The 18,345-nt window shown below is 72.5% G+C and carries 19 protein-coding genes and 1 pseudogene; 5 read left to right on the top strand and 15 right to left on the bottom strand.

Annotation, left to right across the window (positions count from 1 at the left end; all coding sequences use genetic code 11):
• Positions 1-184: 184 nt before the first annotated feature.
• Together JQN83_RS15250 and JQN83_RS15245 are read right to left on the bottom strand one after the other, a co-directional pair.
• Positions 185-367 carry a DUF397 domain-containing protein gene (locus tag JQN83_RS15250; protein WP_208567799.1) on the bottom strand — a complete coding sequence of 61 codons (183 nt, stop codon included), beginning with the start codon at positions 365-367 and terminating at the stop codon, positions 185-187.
• Positions 358-1,170 carry a helix-turn-helix domain-containing protein gene (locus JQN83_RS15245; protein ID WP_208567798.1) on the bottom strand — a complete coding sequence of 271 codons (813 nt, stop codon included), beginning with the start codon at positions 1,168-1,170 and terminating at the stop codon, positions 358-360. The genes JQN83_RS15250 and JQN83_RS15245 overlap by 10 nt, the downstream gene beginning before the upstream one ends.
• Before the next feature lie 733 nt (positions 1,171-1,903).
• Here JQN83_RS15245 and JQN83_RS15240 point away from each other — a divergent pair.
• Positions 1,904-2,152 (top strand): hypothetical protein, encoded by a 249-nt coding sequence (locus JQN83_RS15240; RefSeq protein ID WP_208567928.1) that lies wholly within the window; start codon positions 1,904-1,906, stop codon positions 2,150-2,152.
• A 123-nt stretch (positions 2,153-2,275) separates the two neighbouring features.
• On the opposite strand, the gene JQN83_RS15235 is transcribed toward JQN83_RS15240, so the two are convergent.
• From JQN83_RS15235 to JQN83_RS15200, 8 genes and pseudogenes are all read right to left on the bottom strand, one after another.
• The gene (locus JQN83_RS15235) at positions 2,276-3,676 is read right to left on the bottom strand and encodes a class II fumarate hydratase (RefSeq protein ID WP_372444039.1); all 1,401 of its coding nucleotides are present in this window, start codon (positions 3,674-3,676) and stop codon (positions 2,276-2,278) included.
• A 169-nt stretch (positions 3,677-3,845) separates the two neighbouring features.
• Positions 3,846-3,992 (bottom strand): annotated as a pseudogene (locus tag JQN83_RS33110) (prevent-host-death family protein); the annotation flags it as partial.
• A 75-nt stretch (positions 3,993-4,067) separates the two neighbouring features.
• Entirely contained in the window at positions 4,068-4,310 is a 243-nt protein-coding gene (locus JQN83_RS15225; RefSeq protein ID WP_208567796.1) for a hypothetical protein, read from the bottom strand.
• A gap of 475 nt (positions 4,311-4,785) precedes the next feature.
• On the bottom strand, positions 4,786-6,453 hold the full coding sequence (locus tag JQN83_RS15220; protein ID WP_208567795.1) for a fumarate hydratase: 1,668 nt from the start codon (positions 6,451-6,453) through the stop codon (positions 4,786-4,788).
• A 67-nt stretch (positions 6,454-6,520) separates the two neighbouring features.
• A complete protein-coding gene (locus JQN83_RS15215) occupies positions 6,521-7,972 on the bottom strand; it encodes an outer membrane protein assembly factor BamB family protein (RefSeq protein ID WP_372444038.1) in 1,452 nt (483 codons plus the stop codon).
• Between the two features lie 185 nt (positions 7,973-8,157).
• A complete protein-coding gene (locus tag JQN83_RS15210; protein WP_208567794.1) occupies positions 8,158-8,556 on the bottom strand; it encodes a hypothetical protein in 399 nt (132 codons plus the stop codon).
• Positions 8,553-8,861: a hypothetical protein gene (locus tag JQN83_RS15205; protein WP_208567793.1), complete on the bottom strand. Its 309-nt coding sequence runs from the start codon at positions 8,859-8,861 to the stop codon at positions 8,553-8,555. Before JQN83_RS15205 ends, JQN83_RS15210 begins: the two co-directional genes overlap by 4 nt.
• A gap of 54 nt (positions 8,862-8,915) precedes the next feature.
• Positions 8,916-9,404 (bottom strand): Lrp/AsnC family transcriptional regulator, encoded by a 489-nt coding sequence (locus JQN83_RS15200; RefSeq protein WP_208567792.1) that lies wholly within the window; start codon positions 9,402-9,404, stop codon positions 8,916-8,918.
• A 140-nt stretch (positions 9,405-9,544) separates the two neighbouring features.
• On the opposite strand from JQN83_RS15200, the gene hppD reads away from it, so the two are divergent.
• From hppD to hisC, 4 genes are read left to right on the top strand one after another with little or no spacing between them, the layout of a single operon-like run.
• Complete coding sequence (gene hppD / locus JQN83_RS15195) at positions 9,545-10,750, top strand: 4-hydroxyphenylpyruvate dioxygenase (RefSeq protein WP_208567791.1); 1,206 nt, start codon at positions 9,545-9,547, stop codon at positions 10,748-10,750.
• A gap of 11 nt (positions 10,751-10,761) precedes the next feature.
• The gene (locus JQN83_RS15190) at positions 10,762-11,499 is read left to right on the top strand and encodes an RDD family protein (RefSeq protein ID WP_208567790.1); all 738 of its coding nucleotides are present in this window, start codon (positions 10,762-10,764) and stop codon (positions 11,497-11,499) included.
• 40 nt (positions 11,500-11,539) lie between these two features.
• Positions 11,540-12,589, top strand: a complete 1,050-nt coding sequence (locus JQN83_RS15185; protein ID WP_208567789.1) for an RDD family protein — start codon at positions 11,540-11,542, stop codon at positions 12,587-12,589.
• Positions 12,586-13,689 carry a histidinol-phosphate transaminase gene (gene hisC, locus JQN83_RS15180; RefSeq protein ID WP_208567788.1) on the top strand — a complete coding sequence of 368 codons (1,104 nt, stop codon included), beginning with the start codon at positions 12,586-12,588 and terminating at the stop codon, positions 13,687-13,689. The genes JQN83_RS15185 and hisC overlap by 4 nt, the downstream gene beginning before the upstream one ends.
• Positions 13,690-13,760: 71 nt before the next feature.
• Here the strand turns inward: hisC and JQN83_RS15175 are convergent, their stop codons facing one another.
• The 5 genes from JQN83_RS15175 to JQN83_RS15155 form a co-directional block, all read right to left on the bottom strand.
• Positions 13,761-15,008: an outer membrane protein assembly factor BamB family protein gene (locus JQN83_RS15175; RefSeq protein WP_208567787.1), complete on the bottom strand. Its 1,248-nt coding sequence runs from the start codon at positions 15,006-15,008 to the stop codon at positions 13,761-13,763.
• 162 nt (positions 15,009-15,170) lie between these two features.
• A complete protein-coding gene (locus JQN83_RS15170) occupies positions 15,171-15,653 on the bottom strand; it encodes an SRPBCC family protein (protein WP_208567786.1) in 483 nt (160 codons plus the stop codon).
• Positions 15,654-15,759: 106 nt separating this feature from the next.
• A complete protein-coding gene (locus JQN83_RS15165) occupies positions 15,760-15,969 on the bottom strand; it encodes a DUF397 domain-containing protein (protein WP_208567785.1) in 210 nt (69 codons plus the stop codon).
• Positions 15,970-16,169: 200 nt separating this feature from the next.
• The gene (fahA, locus tag JQN83_RS15160; RefSeq protein WP_208567784.1) at positions 16,170-17,366 is read right to left on the bottom strand and encodes a fumarylacetoacetase; all 1,197 of its coding nucleotides are present in this window, start codon (positions 17,364-17,366) and stop codon (positions 16,170-16,172) included.
• Positions 17,363-18,262: a hypothetical protein gene (locus tag JQN83_RS15155; protein ID WP_208567783.1), complete on the bottom strand. Its 900-nt coding sequence runs from the start codon at positions 18,260-18,262 to the stop codon at positions 17,363-17,365. Before JQN83_RS15155 ends, fahA begins: the two co-directional genes overlap by 4 nt.
• Positions 18,263-18,345: the final 83 nt, after the last annotated feature.

Genomic DNA, 18,345 nt, shown 5'->3' with positions numbered 1-18,345 from the left:
GACCCCGGGGCCCTACCATGCACCCCCACCCTCCCCCACATTGGTGATCAAGAAGTTTGCGGCTGGTGATCAAGAGGTTTGCGGGCTGAGAGAGCGCTCCCCGTGACGCAAATCTCTTGATCACCGGGCCGAGCCGGGGCGCAGGCGGAAGGCGGGCGGGCCGGGCTGGCGGCGGCCGGTCCGGTCAGCGCGGCGGCGCGGCCACGAAGACCCGCCAGGCGTACGCCGGGAAGGTGAGCACCGGGCCCGCAGGGTCCTTACTGTCCCGCACCCCGACCACCCCGGACAGACCCGTCGCCACCTCGACACATTGATCGTTGGAACCACTCCGGCGGCTCTTTCGCCAACAAGCCCCGGTCAACTCCATGACTCCGCCAATTCCCTCAGCCGCTCGATCGACTCCTGCGGTGGCAAGGCCACGCCGAGGGTAGCTTCCCAGCTGCGCTGAAGCCGCCGCAGATCAGCAGGGTCGTCCAGTTCCTGTCCGCCGATCTGACCGCCGAGGAACGCCAACTCCACATCGCCCGGCATGCTCGCCAGGATGAACGGCCCGTTGAGGCCCGGATACTCCTCAGCCGAGGAAGGAACGACGTGCAGTCGGACCTGCGGGTGTTCCGTGGCGATACGAGCGAGGTGCAGAGCCTGGTCATGCATGACTTTGCGGCCACCGACCCGGCGGTGCATGACCACCTCGTCCAGGACCGCCACAAGGCGTGGGGGCCGTTCGGTGTAGAGCGTTTGTTGACTGTCCATCCTGTCGGCCAGTCGCCGTTCGACCTCTTCTTGGTCAAGCATGGGGTCGGACTCGAAGACCGCCCGCGCATATGCCTCGGTCTGTAGCAGTCCCGGGACGTGCAACGGGTCGAACCATCGCAGCGCCCACGCCTCCGCCAGGATCGCGCGCCAGCCACGGAGCCATACCTGTGCCCGGTCGAGCACTACCAGTTGGGTGAGCATCCGGCTGAAGATGCCGCCGGTGTCGAGGGCCTTGTCGACCAGTTCGAGGTATTTCGCGGTGGGTGGCTGCTGGCCCAGCTCTATCGCGCTGACCATCGACGCCGAGTAGTTCACCGCCTTGGCGAGGTCGTCCTGGCTCCAGCCCCGCCGGGTCCGGGCCCGCCGTAGCTCCGCGACGAGGAAAGCCGCCGCCGTCATCCGCCCGTCCGTCATCTCCAGCAGCCCTCCACCGCCCCGACGATCGACTCCGACACCACGCCGACCAGGAAAGTCGCAGACACAGGACAAGACCGGAAGCCGACAACAACCCTTCACACCGTAGTGGTTTCATCAGCAGACTGTGAAGTGCGACATCGACCGCCCACCCTCCGGGCGGGCGGTGTCGCGGTGGGACAGCCCGCTCCCCGGCCGGCGGTCCCACCGCCGGGGGAGACGACCAGCCGACCCACCATGGAGGCGACGCGATGCCCCGGCTCACCTGGCGACACCGGCTTGCCCGCAGGCTCTGCTTCACCCGACGCCCCGACGCAGCCCCACCCGAGATGCCCCACCCCCTCGGCCGGGCCGACGACCCCATCCTCAGCCCGAGCGGGAACCCGGGCGACCGGCGAGCCGCCGGCCACCACCCGCCCCGGACCGGAACCCACCCGGGCGGAACACCCGCTATCCGCTCTGATGCCGGTCCGGCCGCACCACCCGCTATCCGCCCTGACGCCGGTCCGGCCGCACCACCCACCGCCGGGTCGGCTCCGCCCGGGTGGGAGGACACCACGGTGTCGTTTCCGCGAGTGGGCCGGGTCGGTTGGCTCACGCTGGCCCAGGAGTGGCGGGCCAACCGGGGACGCCGATGAGCCCGGCGGTCACCCCGGGCGGATCACCCCGCCCCGGCGGACCACCTGACCCGGCCGGCCGGAGTGGGCCGCGCCAGGGGACACCGCGCCCGCACCTGCCGCTGCGCCCGCTCTGGCTGTGTCGGGTGTGCGCCGCGCCGTGGCCCTGCGGGACCGCCCGACTCACTCTCGTCTCCGAGTACGCCCACGACCGGGTCGCGCTCAACATCTACCTGTGCACCGTGCTGCACGACGCCGCCGCCGACCTTTACCGGCTCTATCCCGACACCGGCCCCGACCCGGCGACCCTCTTCGCCCGTTTCCTCGCCTGGGTTCCCCGCGCCCGCCCACCGACCGAGCCATGATCCACTCATGGGGGCCGATGTAGCGCTGTCGAATCCGCCTGACACCGCTACATCGGCCCACAGGAGTCGACCAAGCAGAGGGCGGGGTCAGGCAGAGGGCGGGGTCAGGCAGGGCGGGGCGGGTCAGGGGTGGGTCATCCGGAGCAGGTCGAGGGCCTCGTCGAGCTGGGTCTCGGTGAGTTTGCCGGAGTCGACGTGCCCCCGGGAGATCACCACCTCGCGGATGCTGACCTGCTTCGCCAGCGCCTCCTTGGCGATCGAGGCGGCCTCGTCGTACCCGAGGTGGCGGTTGAGCGGGGTGACGATCGACGGCGACCCCTCCGCGTACGCCAGGCAGACCTCGGCGTCCGCGACCAGGCCGGCCACCAGGCGGTCGGCGAAGATCCGGCTGGACGCGGAGAGCAACTTGATCGATTCGAGCAGGTTGCGGCCCATCACCGGGAGCATCACGTTCAGCTCGAAGTCGCCCTGGCTGCCGGCGAAGGCGACCGCCGCGTCGTTGCCGATCACCTGGGCGCAGACCTGCCGCACCGCCTCGGCGACCACCGGGTTCACCTTGCCCGGCATGATCGACGAGCCGGGCTGGAGGTCGGGGATGCGCAGCTCCCGCAGGCCCGCCCGGGGGCCGGAACCCATCCAGCGTACGTCGTTGGCGATCTTGTAGAGCCCGACCGCGACGGTACGCAACTGGCCGGACGTCTCGACCAACGCGTCCCGCGCCCCCTGCGCCTCGAAGTGGTTACGGGCCTCGGTCAACGGCAGCCCGGTCGAGGTGCGCAGCCTGTCGATCACCCTGCCGGCGAAACCCAGCGGGGTGTTGATGCCGGTGCCCACGGCGGTCCCGCCCAACGGCAGCTCGGCCAGCCGGGGCAGCGCCGACTCCAACCGCTCGACGCCATAGCGGACCTGCGCGGCGTACCCGCCGAACTCCTGCCCCAGGGTGACCGGGGTGGCGTCCATCAGGTGGGTACGCCCCGCCTTGACCACCGTCTCGAACTCGGCCGCCTTCGCCTCCAACGCCTCCGCCAGGTGGCGCAGCGAGGGCAGCAGGTCCTCCACCACGAACTGGGTGGCGGCCAGGTGGATCGACGACGGGAAGACGTCGTTGCTGGACTGCGAGGCGTTCACGTCGTCGTTCGGGTGCACGTCCCGGCCCAGCTCCCGGGTGGCCAGGGTGGCGATCACCTCGTTGGTGTTCATGTTCGACGAGGTGCCCGAGCCGGTCTGGAACACGTCGATCGGGAACTGGTCGTCGTACCCGCCGTCGGCCACGTGCGCGGCGGCGGTGGCGATCGCCTCGGCGACGTCCGCGCCGATCACCCCCAGCTCACCGTTGACCAGGGCGGCGGCCCCCTTGATCTGGGCGAGTGCCTTGATCTGGGCCGGTTCGATGCCCCGGCCGGAGATCGGGAAGTTCTGCACCGCGCGCTGGGTCTGCGCCCGCCACAGCGCCTCGGCGGGCACCTCCACCTCGCCCATCGAGTCACGTTCGATCCGGTAGCCCGCTGCCTCTGGAGTCGTCACCCGTCCCATCCTGCCCCGCGATTCCCCTGCTCGCAGCGAGGCTCCGGAGATTGCAGGCGGCAGGGCAAGATCGTGCTCGATCCTGGAAAGAGTGGTGTCACCCGCAGCCGGAGGCCACTCTTTCCAGGATCGAGCGCGATCTTCGGCCTATGTCTTCCGCCTTCGGGCGGCCGCCGGGCCGGTCGGCCAACAGCGCTTCCACCTCGCGGGGATCAACTCCGAGCGACTCCAGAGCCGCCGACAGCGGCACGAACTGCCCCTCGGCACGAGAGCGAGCGATCACCGCCGAGTCCCTGCGGTCCGGCCCGACCTCGATCGCCTTCCGGAGGATCGCCGCGAGCTGCCTATCACGACACCGGCGGCACCGGGTCGATCTCGGTGGCCACGCCAGTCAGTCTTCTCCGTTGCGGATGATCTGCCGGATCCGCTCCCGGCTGTAGCCGGTGGCCGCCACGATGTCGACCTGACGTGCGCCGTCCCGGTCAGCGGCGCGGATCGCCTCGGCCAGTTCGGCACGAGCAGCCTTCACCTGGGCGCGGGCTTCGGCGATGAGCTTGGCGGCCCGCTCCTCGGCACGGGGCACGCCGGCCTGCGCCGCGCGCAGCTTCCGTACCGCTGAGTCCAGGTTGGCCACGTAGCCATCGTCCCTGGCCGGAGAGTAGGCCAACCAAAGCATCCATCAAGTAGGCCTATGTATCACCTTGAAGCTAGGCCAAATTTAGTATTTACTACTTGGCATCGGGCCGCGTGCTGTGAGAGGAGCCTCCGTGCCAAGATCCGAATTTCTAGCGGTGGGACCGCGTGAGCTACCCGAACACGGAACCGTGCAGGTCTGGGTAGACGCCGGCAGTGGCGCAACCGGGCAGCACATCGTGGTCGCCGTGAAGGATCTCCGAGTCACCGAGCAAGACCGAGGGGAGGGCACAACCGCGCTCTACGCACTCCGGACGCATTACTACCAGGGCTGACTCGCATACCCGCTTGCCGCGAGCAGCACGACGCACCGGATACGCTGGACGGCGTAAGCCCCGGTGTCTGCCTCTGCCAGCAAACGGCCCGGGGCATTGCTTTGCCTCGACCAGCCGAGGCGAAGCCGCAATGACCGCCCCCTAGCGGCGGCCCACGGTCAGGACCGGCTTGGTGACCTCGGCGAAGAAGTCGTTGCCCTTGTCGTCGACGACGATGAAGGCCGGGAAGTCCTCCACCTCGATCTTCCAGACCGCCTCCATGCCCAGCTCGGCGTACTCCAGCACCTCGACGTGCTTGATGCAGTCCTGGGCGAGCCGGGCCGCCGGGCCGCCGATCGAGCCGAGGTAGAACCCGCCGTGCTGCTGGCAGGAGCGGGTCACCTGGCCGGAGCGGTTGCCCTTGGCCAGCATCACCATCGAGCCGCCGGCCGCCTGGAACTTCGCCACGTAGGCGTCCATCCGGCCGGCGGTGGTCGGGCCGAACGAGCCGGAGGCGTACCCCTCGGGGGTCTTGGCCGGGCCGGCGTAGTAGACGGCGTGGTCGCGCAGGTACTGCGGCATCGGCTCACCGGCGTCGAGCCGCTCGGCGATCTTGGCGTGGGCGATGTCCCGGGCCACCACCAGCGGGCCGGTCAGCGACAGCCGGGTCTTCACCGGGTACTTCGACAGCTCGGCCCGGATCTCGGCCATCGGGCGGTTGAGGTCGACGCGCACCACCTCGGAGGCGTCGAGGGTCTCGTCGGTGACGTCCGGCAGGAAACGCGCCGGGTCGGTCTCCAGACGCTCCAGCCACACCCCCGACGGGGTGATCTTGGCGACCGCCTGCCGGTCGGCCGAGCAGGACACCGCGATCGCCACCGGGCAGGACGCGCCGTGCCGGGGCAGCCGGACCACCCGCACGTCGTGGCAGAAGTACCGGCCGCCGAACTGCGCGCCGATGCCGAAGTTGCGGGTCAGCTCCAGCACCTCGGCCTCCAACTCCAGGTCCCGGAAGCCGTGCGCGCTCATCGAGCCGGAGGTGGGCAACGTGTCGAGGTACTTCGCCGAGGCGTACTTGGCGGTCTTGAGGGCGTACTCGGCGGAGGTGCCACCGATGACGACCGCGAGGTGGTACGGCGGGCAGGCCGAGGTGCCGATCAGCCGCAGCTTCTCCTCCAGGAACTGCATCATCCGCGTCGGATTCAACAGCGCCTTGGTCTCCTGGTAGAGGTAGGACTTGTTGGCCGAACCGCCGCCCTTGGCCATGAACAGGAACTTGTACGCGTCCGGGTGCCCGTCCGGGTCCTCGGCGTACAGGTCGACCTGGGCGGGCAGGTTGCTGCCGGTGTTCCGTTCGTCCCACATGGTCAGCGGGGCGAGCTGCGAATACCGTAGGTTCAGCCGCGTGTACGCCTGGTAGACCCCATGCGAGATCGCCTCGGCGTCGGAGCCGTCGGTGAGCACGTGCCGGCCCCGCTTGCCCATCACGATGGCGGTGCCGGTGTCCTGGCACATCGGCAGCACGCCACCGGCGGCGATGTTGGCGTTGCGCAGCAGGTCCAGCGCGACGAACCGGTCGTTCGGGGAGGCCGCCGGATCATCGATGATCGACCGGAGCTGGGCCAGGTGCGCCGGTCGCAGGTAGTGGGCGATGTCGTGCATCGCCTCGGCGGTCAGCGCGGTCAGCGCCGCCGGCTCCACGGTCAGGAAGCGGCGCCCCCCGGGCCCGTGGACGACGTCGACGCCCTCGTCGGTGACCAGGCGGTATTCGGTCTGATCCGGACCGGTCGGCAGCAAGGGGGCGTACGAGAACGCGGCGGCACTGCTCATGTCGGAAAAGCCTAGGGCAGACCGGTCGATCGGTGACACCCGCCGGGTGGGTCGTGGGACGCCGCTCTCACCCGTCGCCGTTGGCGCAGAGTTCCCGCTTCGGTCCGCAACTGTCCTCGACGTCGGGTGCGCCACCGGTACGCCCCGGGCCGGGCCCGCCTTGACCGTCCGACCCGGCCGGTGGCGCGGCGGGTGGCGGCGCACCGGCACCCGCGCCGAACCGGACGTACCCGATCTCCCGCCCCTCGCCGACGACCATGCCGTTGCGGCCGACCGCGAGCGCGTTGGCGCTGGTCCGCAACACCACCAGTTCCTTACCGGTACGCGGGTCCACGGCGACCAGCCGGCTCGGCTTGTCCCCGGTCAGCACCGCCGCGTACGGGGTGAGCGCCGCGCCCGCCTTCGCCCCGGCCGGCCGGGTCCAGCGGGCCTTGCCGGTGCCCAACTCCCGGGCGATGACCGAATCCTTGTCGGCGCTGCGCACCAGGGCGTACCGGTCGTCGACGGCGAGCAGCTTCTCCCCCTCGGCGTTCACCAGCAGCACCCGGCCGTCGTACCCGTCGAGGACCGTCTCCCGCCCGTCGGGGCCCACCCCGATCAGCACGTTGCGGGCCCCCTGCGGGTCCTCCCGCTGCACACACCCGGCGCTGTCGGCGGTGCGCAGGTTGAGCCCGGTGCGCCGCCACACCTCCTGCCCGGTGGCCGGGTCCCGGGCCGAGACGGCGTACTGGCAGCTGCCGTCGACCGACACTGCGGTGATCTTGAGCATCCGGCCGCCGACGACGGACAACCGCTCGTCGCGCCCCGGCTCGACGTTCTGCACCACCCGGCCGGTGGCGGTGTCCACCACGTGCACCCGGCCGTCCACCGGGAACCCGAGCAGCGGCGGCACCGCCTCCGGCCCGGCCACCCCCTCGTCGATCCGCAGCGCGGTGAACCGCCGGGTGCCGAGCAGGCCCGGGTTGTCGGCGAAGAGCCCGGTGCTGACCCCGGGCAGGAAGGCCGTCCACAGCGGGCTGTTACCGCGCGGGTCCCAGGCGCTCAGCGTGCAGTCGGTGGCGGCCACGCACCGGGCGTCCAGCAGCATGTTCCGGTACGTCCAGACGGCCACCGCGTCGCCGTCACGCCGACGCACCGCCCCGGTGGTGGGGTCGAGCAGCTCGTACCCCTTGACCAGGAGCTTGCCCACGGCGACGACGGCGTCGCGGTCGCCGCCGGCCACCGCCGACCAGTCCGCCTTGCGCTCCCACAGCGGGGCGCCGGTGGCGAGGCTGCGCACCTCCGTGCGGGTACGTTGCTCGACCACGACGGTGTCACCGACGATCGTGATGCTCTTCGGGGTGCCCCCGACCCGCTGCTGCCACAGCACGTCCGGTTCGGAGATCGGCTCGCTGCGGTCGACCCAGTCCCACACCCCGGGGAAGGGGTTCCACACTCCGGTGACGGCGAGCGCGATCACGATGACGAGCCCGAGCAGCAGCCCTCCCCGCACCCCGCCAAGGCCCTTCACACCGCACACCGTAGCGACGTTCACCTCCCCGCCCAGCCCCCGCGCCGGAGTGTCGCCCCGCTTTCTCCCCGGCACACCGGGTGCTCCCGGGCGCGGTGGCAACAAACCCGACAAACACCCCTGATGCCGGGCCGGGCCGGGCGGATCACCGGAGGATGCCGTGCCGGCTCCGCCCGGGGGAGGCGGCTACCGGCTCACTCCGGCAGATAGATCACGGGGAGTTCGTCGTGGCCGTAGCGGTCTTCACCGGTGAGGATCGAGGCGTCGTACGCGAAGCTCGCCATGACCGTGCTGGCGAGGTCTGCCCGACCGGTGTACGCCCGCCAGTAACTCAGCTCCTGCCAGGTACTCCCCTCGGTGGGCAGCACGACGCAGGCGTCGAGGGCGAGGAGACGGTGCAGGGCGGCGCGGTCCTTCGGGTCGTCGATGACGGCCAGGGCTTCGGCAGCGACGACAGCGGTGACCCCGAACCGGTTGCGGTCCTCGATGACCTCGTGCAGTGGCTCGGCGACGTGCACCGAGCCGGCGACGTAGGCGAGCAGCGCCGACCGGTCGAGCAGGAGTCGTACCGGCCGGTCATCGTCCCCGGTCACGCGACCGACTGCCGGCTGCCGCCTGCCGTCTCGTCGAGCAGGTGTTGGCGTACCCGGTCACGGACGGCCAGTCGCCGCTCACTCGGCCAGGCCGCGTCGACGGCAGCCCGCCGGGCGCGGGCCTCGGCCACCCCCTGCTCGGTGACCTCGATGCCCTGGTGTGCCAACTCGGCGGCCAACGCGTCCAACCGCATCCGGTCCCGGACCGCCTGCGTGACATACGCCGAGGCGTTGGGTTCCTGCTCCAGGCGTTCCGCGACGTCGGGCGGCACGGAGATCGACAGCTTCCTCACCTGACCGGTCATACCGAAACGATACCCGGGTGGCACCGTGCGGATGCACGACTCGCCGCCGGCTGGTCAGGAGCCGGCGGCGGAACGCAGCAACGGCAGCGTGCGGTACGGGATCTGCTCGGCGAGCGCGATGATCGTGGAGGCCCGGCGGATCGCCTCGGACGAGACGATCTGGTCGATCACCCGTTGCAGGTCGGTGTTGGAGCGGGCCACGATCCGGCAGAGCAGGTCGCTCGCCCCGGTGATGGTGTGCGCCTCCAGCACCTCGGGGATCGCCGCCAGGTGCGCGGTGACCGTGTCGTGGCCGTGCCGCTGGCTGATCTCCAGCGTGACGAAGCTGGTCACCGCGAAGCCGATCGCCGCCGGGCGGATCTCCGGCCCGAACCCGCCGATCACCCCCCGGTCGACCAGCTTGTCCAGCCGGGCCTGGACGGTGCCCCGGGCCACCCCGAGCCGACGGGAGCACTCCAGCACCCCGATCCGGGGCTCGTCGGCGAGGAGCTGGACCAGCCTGCCGTCCAACGCGTCGAGCTGTACACCCTGACCAGCGTTCATGGCTGGACACCCTACCGATTGCGCAACCTGACCAGGGTAAAACGTGAGTGTTGCCCAGTAGACGGGCCCACCGCGATGCTGCCTGCAAGAGCTGACGGACCACCGGCCCACGACGCCGGCCGCAACCGAGGGAGGCCACCGTGACCCAGGCGATCGACCGACCCCAGTCGACCGAGGACATCGACATCGACACGCTCGTCGGCGCAGTCGACCACGACATCACCCGTGACCCGTTCCCGGTCAAGGGCCTCGACCACGTGCACTTCCTGGTCGGCAACGCCAAGCAGGCCGCGCACTACTACTCCACCGCGTTCGGCATGACCTGTGTGGCCTACCGGGGGCCGGAGCAGGGCTACCGCGACCACGCCGAGTACGTGCTGACCAGCGGCTCGGCCCGGTTCGTGTTGACCGGCGCGGTGCGCCCCGACGCGGCCGGCGCCGACCATGTCGCGAAGCACTCCGACGGGGTCAGTGACATCGCGCTGGAGGTGCCGGACGTCGACGCCGCGTACGCCCACGCGCTGACCCAGGGCGCCACCGGCCTGGTCGAGCCGCACGACGTGACCGACGCGTACGGCACCGTCCGGCTCGCCACCATCGCCGCGTACGGCGACACCCGGCACAGCCTGGTCGACAGGTCCCGCTACACCGGCCCGTTCCTGCCCGGCTTCGTGGCCCGGGGCCCGATCGTCGACCGGCAGCCGATGATCGCCGCCGGCCTCCAGCCGAAGCGCTTCTTCCAGGCCGTCGACCACGTGGTCGGCAACGTGGAACTGGGCCGGATGGACGAGTGGGTGGAGTTCTACAAGCGGGTGATGGGCTTCTCCAACATGGCGGAGTTCATCGGCGACGACATCGCCACCGACTACTCGGCACTGATGAGCAAGGTCGTCGCCAGCGGCACCCGGAAGGTCAAGTTCCCGCTCAACGAGCCGGCGGTGGCCCGCAAGAAGTCCCAGATCGACGAGTACCTGGAGTTCTACCAGGGGCCCGGCGCGCAGCACATCGCGGTCGCCACCAACGACATCCTGGCCAGCGTCGACGCGATGCGGGCGGCCGGCGTCGAGTTCCTCGACACCCCCGACTCGTACTACGACGACCCGGAGCTGCGGGCCCGGATCGGCAACGTGCGGGTGCCGATCGAGCAGCTGAAGTCCCGCAAGATCCTGGTCGACCGGGACGAGGACGGCTACCTGCTCCAGATCTTCACCAAGCCCGTGCAGGACCGCCCGACGGTCTTCTTCGAGCTGATCGAGCGGCACGGCTCGCTCGGTTTCGGCAAGGGCAACTTCAAGGCGCTGTTCGAAGCCATCGAGCGCGAGCAGGAAGCGCGCGGCAATTTGTAACACTGTCTCGCGTGACGCAACCTCCGAGCTACCCGACACCGCCGGCCGGTGGGCCTGGGCCCGCCGCCGGCGGCTTCGCCCCGCCCGCCGGCCCACACCCGCAGGGGTACGCCGTGCCGCCGCAACCCGGCCCCTACGCCGCCCGCCCCGGCGGGTATCCGCAGCCCGGCCCGTACGCCGGGTTGCCCGGTTACCCGCCGCCGGCACCCGGCACGCCGCCGCCCGGTTTCCCCGGGATGTCGCCGCGTGGGCTGCCGCTGGCCAGCTTCGGTGACCGGCTGCTCGCCCTGCTGATCGACGGGCTGGTGCTCGGGGCGGCCAGCATGGTCTTCATCGTGCCGGCCTTCATCGTCTTCTTCCAGATGGTCCTGCCCGACCTGACCACCACGGCAGACGGCACGCCCACCTCCGACCCGTTCACCAACTTCCTGATTCCGATGCTGGTGTTGCAGGGCGTGATCTTCGTGGTGGCGTTCGCCATGAGCTACGTCTACCAGGTCGAGATGATGTTCAAGACCGGGCAGACCATCGGCAAGCGGGTGATGAAGATCCAGGTGGTGCCGCTCGACCCGGTCGCCACGCTGACCCGTACGGCGGCGGCCAAGCGGTGGGCCGCCTACCAGATCGGCGGGGCGATCATTCCCTTCTTCAGCTACCTCGACGGGCTGTGGCAGCTCTGGGACAAGCCGTGGCAGCAGTGCCTCCACGACAAGTTCGCCGGCACCATCGTCGTTAAGGTTGCCGGGTGAGCGAGCAGAGCGACCGTACCGGACAGCGCAGGGCGAAACCGTGAGCGTGCAGCCAGGGTGGTACGTCGACCCGGCCGAGCCGACCACCCGACGGTGGTGGGACGGTGAGGGCTGGATCGGTGCCCCGATCCCGGTCGACGCCACCCCGCCGGACGGCCCGCCACCGCCCGAGCCGGAGCCCGCCGCCGAGCCGCCCGCCCCGACCTCCCCCGCCCCGCCGACGGCCGGCCGGCACCCGTCGGCCCCGGCCGCTCCCGGCACCCCACCGGGCACCCCCGGCCCGCCCTGGACCGGGCAACCCACCGCCGGCCAGCCCTGGACCGGGCAACCGGGAGCGGGCCAGCCCGGACACCCGTGGGCCGGGCAGCCGGGGAGTCACGGGGCCGGGCAGCCGGAGGGTCACGGGGCCGGGCAGCCCGGCGGGCCGCCGCCCGGCTGGCCGTACCCGACCTGGCCGGGGCGTCCGCCGGAGCCACGCCCGCACGGTGTGCCGCTGGCCGGCTACGGTGCCCGGCTGCTCGCCCGGCTGATCGACTTCGGGGTCGTCTTCGGGCTCAACGCGGTGGTCAACGGCTGGTTCGTCTGGCGGTACTTCGAGGAGACCGCGCCCTACCTGCGGGAGGCGGTCCGGCGGGCGATGGCCGGCGACTCCTCCCGGGACGGGCTGCCCGCCATCGGTGAGCAGGCCGGCGGCCTCCAGATCGCCATCCTGGTCATCGCGACCGCGCTCTGGTTCGCCTACGAGGTGCCGACGATGGCCTCCGGTGGGCAGACCCTGGGCAAGCGGCTGCTGCGCATCCGGGCCGTGCCGGTCGACGCCGACCAGCCGCTCGGCTTCGGTCGGGCCACCCGGCGGTGGAGCACCATGGGCATGCCCACCCTGCTCTGGTTCTGCTGCGGCTTCGGTCTGCTGCTCCAGTTCGTCGACGCGGTATCCGCGTTGTTCGACCACCCGCTGCGTCAGGCGCTGCACGACAAGCGGGCCCAGACCGTCGTGGTGCAGGTGCCGCGCGCCGACCACCCCGACACCCCCACCGACGACACCGCCACCGACCGCACCGACCCCGAGCCCCCGGGAGACACCCCATGACCGACACCGGACGTCACCAGCCCCCGCTGCGGCTGACCCGCGCCGACCTGGACGCCCTGCCGACCTACGTCCCCGGGCGCAGCCCCGCCGACCTGGCCCGCGAGCTGGGGCTGGCCGAGGCGATCAAACTCGCCAGCAACGAGGTGCCGTACGGGCCGCTGCCCGGGGTGGTCGAGGCGGTCACCGAGGCGGTCACCGGTTCGCACCGCTACCCGGACATGGGCGTGGTGGCGCTACGCACCGCACTCGCCGAGCGGTACGGCGTGGACCCGGACCGGATCGCCACCGGCTGCGGGTCGGTGGCGCTGGCCGAGCACCTGGTCCGGGCCACCTGCCTGCCCGGTGACGAACTGCTCTACTCGTGGCGCTCGTTCGAGGCGTACCCGATCATCGCGGCGACCAGCGGCGCGAGCAGCGTGCGGGTGCCCAACGACGCCGGCCACGGGCACGACCTGGCGGCGATGGCCGCGGCGGTGACCGACCGGACCCGGATGGTGCTGGTCTGCAACCCGAACAACCCCACCGGTACGGCGGTGCGCAAGCCGGAGCTGGACCGGTTCCTCGACGCCGTGGGCGACGACGTGCTGGTCGTCATCGACGAGGCGTACCGGGAGTTCGTCACCGACCCGGCGGTGCCGGACGGCCTCACCTACCTGGACCGGCCCAACGTGGTGGTGCTGCGCACCCTGTCCAAGGCGTGGGGGCTGGCCGGGCTGCGGATCGGGTGGCTGGTCGGCGCCCCCGAGGTGGCCGCCGCCGTGCGCAAGGTGGTCACCCCGTTCTCCACCAGCACCGCCGCCCAGGCGGGCGCACTGGCCGCGCTGGCCCAGGCCGACGAGGTCGAACGACGCTGCGCGCTGGTCGTCACCGAGCGGGACCGGGTCACCGAGGCGCTGCGCAAGTTCGTCCCCGACGTGCCGTCCAGCCAGGCCAACTTCGTCTGGTTGCCGCTGGGCGAGCGGGCCGTGGCGTTCGGCCGGGCATGCGAGGCCCGTGGCGTGATCGTCCGGCCGTTCGCCGGGGACGGGGTGCGGGTCACCATCGGCACCCCGGCCGAGAACGACGCCTTCCTGGCCGCCGCGGAGGCCGCCCTGTCCTGAGTTCGCCGGGGCGCGGCGCGGGGCGGTCCCGCCGGGCCCCGCAGTCAGGTCAGGGCCCGCCGGGGCCGGGGTCAGGTCGCGGCGAGCACCACCGGCTCGGCCGTCAGGAAGTACGCCTGGTCGTCGTCGTCCGGGTCGGCGCGCTCCCGCAGCCGCTCCACCGCGACGTAGCCGCCGGCCGCGTACGCCCGGCCGGGTTTCCAGCCGATGCCGTCCCGGCCGGGGGTCATCGGGAACCGGGAACGCTGGGCGCCGGTGACCGGGTCGAGGGTGACCAGTTCCCGGCGTTCGGTCAGCACGTAGAGCCGACCGGCCTCGGTGGCGAGGACGGTCACCGGGCCCAGGTCACCACGCTGCCAGCGGCCCTTGCCGCTGCGCGCCTCCCAGCCCTTGAGCACCCCGCCGTCGTCGCCGACGGCCAGCTCACCGACCAGGGTGGTGCCCGCGGCGTCCAGGGCGGGGGCGGCCATCGGCGCACCCGGGCCGACCTGCCAGCCCCGACCGCCGGAGCCGCCGTCGGTGCGCAGTGCCCGACACTGCGACCGGGGGGTGAGGCAGCCGACCGGGGTGACGGTGAACCGGTCGGGGGCGTCCGGCGGTCGCCAGCGGGTGGTGACCGTGCCGGTGGACACGTCCCGGAACTCGACCGTCGTCGGGCCGGTGCAGGAGTCGACGGAGAAGACCTGCCCGGCGGCGGTGGTGCCCAGGTCGGTGCGGCAGTCCCGGTCGCCGTCGACCCGCCAGAGCACGCGCCCGTCGGCGAGGTCGTAGCCGCGCAGGCCGCCGACCCCGGAGACCACCAGGACCGTCCGGCCGGCCGGGGCGGGGGCGACGGAGATGCCGCGCGGGTCCCAGACGGTGGCCGCCCCGGTGCGCCGGGCGGGTGGGGTGTCGGCCGGCGTCGGCCCGTCGGCCCGCCAGGCGACCCGGCCGGTCAACGCGTCCAGGGCCACCAGCTGCCCGTCCGACCAGTGGCTGAGCACCGTCGTGCCGGCCGCCAGCATCCCGTCGAGGGTGGCCGGCCAGCGGCGGTACGACCAGAACGGGGTGACCCGGTTGCGGCCATCGGCCGGCTGGTCGGCGTAGAGCTGACGCTCGGCGGCGTAGACCCGCAGCCGTCCCGCCACCACCAGCGGCGCGGCCGGCAGCCGACCCACCACCCCGATCGCGGGGGTGCCGGCGGGCGGCGGTGCGCCCCGGGCGGGCGTGACGACCTCGGCGGGGGCGAGCACCCGGTAGCCGATGCCGGCGACCGCCGCGAGGGTGAGCAGCGTGGTGGCCGCGACCACGAGTCGCCGCCGTCCCTTCGGGAATCCCATGCCCACCTCCGCCCGGCACCCTACCCAGGCGTCCCCCCTCGGGACCGGTCAGGTCGCGTCGCGTCGCGCGAAGGATTCCGCCGACCGGCTCCGGTGCGGCACCACCCGCCCCCGGCCTGCGGACGGCGCGGGACGCGCCACGCGGGGCGGGCCGGAGCGGGGTCAGGCGGCGGTGGCCCGGCCGGTGCTGTGCACGGTGGCGGCCAGTGCGGTCAGGTCACGTCGGATCGCGCCCTCCACGGTGCGGGCCGCCAGACCGCCGAAGAGCAGCGCCATCATCCGACCGTACGGGGCGGTCGGCACCGCCCGGTGCTCGACGGTGACGGCGGTGCATGCGCGGCGACGGCGCTGGACGGCGCGCAGGGTCCAGGTAATCCGGTAGTCCACCCCGATGCCGGGGGAGCTGAGCACCAGCCGGTGCGGTGGCTCGGCGGCCAGCACGAGGAACTCCTCCGCCTGGTCGCCGCCGTCCGGCCGGGTGCGGGTCTCCCGCCACGCGGTCCCCGGGCCGAACGGGCCGGGGGTGAGCGGCTCGACGGCGCTGACCGTGCAGAGCCAGTCGACGCGGACCGGCAGGTCGGTCAGGAGCGCCCACACGTCGACGACCGGCGCCTCGATGAAATCGGTGACCGCAACCGTCGACATGACACCTCCCGTGTCGTCCACCGTACGGCGGGTGAGCGGCCAACGGGGGGCCGGACGGTGAAATTTCCGTCACCGGTGCCCCGGCGGGGCACCGGTGACGGGTCGGTCAGGGCCGCAACAGCCCCGCCCGGACGGCGTCGACGAACGCCGTCCAGCCCGGCGGGCCGATGACCAGGGCCGGGCCCGACGGGTCCTTGGAGTCGCGTACCCCGACCACTGCTCGGGTACGGACGAGATTGTCCGCCACCTCCACGCAGAGCCCCTGGTCGTTCGAGCGGCTGCTGGTGCGCCACACTGCGCCGACGAGATCGTTCATGCTCCTACCTCCTGTCCGCTGGGACGTTTCACGCCGACGCACCCGCGCCGCCGCCGGGGGCGGGCGGCGCGGGGTGTGCCGACGGAATCCGGTGGAACAAACGCGGCAGGAGACGCCGAAGATCGGACAGCCGGTGCGACCGGCGCGACCCGGTGCCGGGCGGCCGGTCGGTGCCCGGCGGTCCCGACCCGGACCGGGGCTCAGCGGGCGGGCAGGATCTGCCCGGCGACCTCGCCGAGGGCGATGGTGGTGCCGTCCGGCCCGGGGGCGGTGGCCCGCAGGGTGACGGTGTCGCCGTCGGCGAGGAAGGTGCGGGTCTCCCCGCCGACGCTGACCGGTTCGGCCCCACCCCAGGTCAGTTCCAGGAACGAGCCGACCTGCCCGCGCCGGGGGCCGGAGACGGTGCCCGAGGCGTACAGGTCGCCGGTCCGCAGGGACGCGCCGTTGACGGTCAGGTGGGCCAACTGCTGGGCGGGCGTCCAGTACATCCCGGCGAACGGTGGCTCGGTGACCCGCTCGCCGTTCCACTCGACCGCGAGTCGCAGGTCGAGGCCCAGGTGCGGGGTCTGCCGCAGGTAGTCCTGCACCGGCGGGTCCTGCTGCGGTGCGGGCACGAACGCGTCGGCCAGGGCGTCCAGCGGGGTCACCCAGGCGGAGACGGAGGTGGCGAAGGACTTGCCGAGGAACGGCCCGAGCGGCTGGTACTCCCACGCCTGGATGTCCCGGGCCGACCAGTCGTTGACCAGCACCACCCCGAAGACGTGCTCGGCGAAGTCGCCGGTGGGCACCCGGTCGCCGAGCGCGCTCGGTACGCCGACCACGAAGCCCACCTCGGCCTCGATGTCGAGGCGTACCGACGGGCCGACGGTGGGGCCCTCGCCGGTGGCGCGCTGCCCCGACGGGCGGACGACCGGGGTGCCGGAGACCACCACCGTGCCGGCCCGGCCGTGGTAGCCGATCGGCAGGTGTTTCCAGTTCGGCAGCAGCGGCGGCTGGCCGGGGCGGAAGATCTGCCCGACGTTGCCGGCGTGGTGCTCCGAGGAGTAGAAGTCGACGTAGTCGGCCACCTCGAACGGCAACAGCAGCTCGACGGCGTCCAGCGGCACCAGCAGCGGCTCGACGGCCGGCCGGTGCGCCGGGTCGGTGAGCAGTTCGACGAGGCGCTGCCGGACCGAGGTCCACTGCGGGCGGCCGAGCGCCATGAAGGCGTTGAGGGTGGGCCGGCGCAACGCCCCGGCGGCGAGGACCAGCCCGGCGTCCTCCGCCGCCGCCAGGTCGAACACCACGTCGGCGACGCGTACGCCGATCCTGGGCGGCTGCCCGTCGTGCCGGAACACCCCGTACGGCAGGTTGGTCACGCCGTACGGCGAGCCGTCCGCGCCCGTCACCCAGCTCATCGGTCGAATCCCCCGTTCACCAGCCCCAGCCGGATCAGATCGGTCAGTGGTTCCCGGACGCTGCACGAGCCGAACCCGACCCACAGCGGGCGGTCGGCGTCACGGGCCGCGCGGGCCGGCTCGACCAGCCGCACCGCGTCGGTGTCGGCGAGCAGCGCGGCGACGACGTCCACCTCGGCGTCGGCAGCGGCGGCGAGGGTGGCGGTCAGCACGTTACCGAAGCCGTGGTGGGTGAAGCCGGTCTCCGGGTCGAGGTGGCGCACCGCGTGGTGCAGCCCGGCGGTCAGCTTGAACGGCAGGTCCCGGTCCCGGCAGGCGCAGATCACCGCGGCCAGTTCGACGGGGGTGGGGAAGAGTTCGGCGGCCAACCCACCGGTGCGGAACTTCGCGGCGATCGGCACGCCGGCCGCGCGGGCCTCGGCGAGGGTGTCCAGCGCGGCGCTGAGGCCGAAGGTCAGCGGCAGCTCGGCGTACCAGGCGACGGCCGGCCCTTCGGAGCGGGCCGGCTCCCGGTCGGGGTGGTCCCCGGCGATCCGGAGCAGCTCGGTCAGGCCGGGCTGCGGGTCCTCGCCACGTCGGGCGACCGCCACCTCGATCTGCCGGACCACGAGGCCACCGGCGGCGAGTCGGGTCAGCGCGGCGGGCAGCCTGGCGATGCCGGTGTCACCGATCAGCCCGACCTCGAAGCCCGCGGCCTGGTCGGTCTGGCCGGTCAGGTCGGTCAGGGTGTCGGCGGCGGAGGCGGGCACCAGCAGCGGGCCGACCAGGTCGGCGTACCAGGAGGCGCGGTGCTCGTGGTGTGCGGTGACCGCGTCGGGCAGCGACGCGCTGCCGGGCGGGAAGACGGCGGCGTCGTCGACGAGTCCGGCGAGGAGGCGGGGGACCTGCGTTGACACGAGACAAGAATCTACGGGACGCTGTCAAGGAGCGGACAGCAACGTCCGGCTATCGGACGCCGCCGGCCGAATATCGGGACAAT

It is taken from the genome of Micromonospora antibiotica (genome assembly GCF_017599305.1).
In the GTDB taxonomy this organism is placed as follows: domain Bacteria; phylum Actinomycetota; class Actinomycetes; order Mycobacteriales; family Micromonosporaceae; genus Micromonospora; species Micromonospora antibiotica.
Note: the sequence above shows the minus strand (reverse complement) of the source record. Positions and strands in the feature narration are given on the sequence as shown.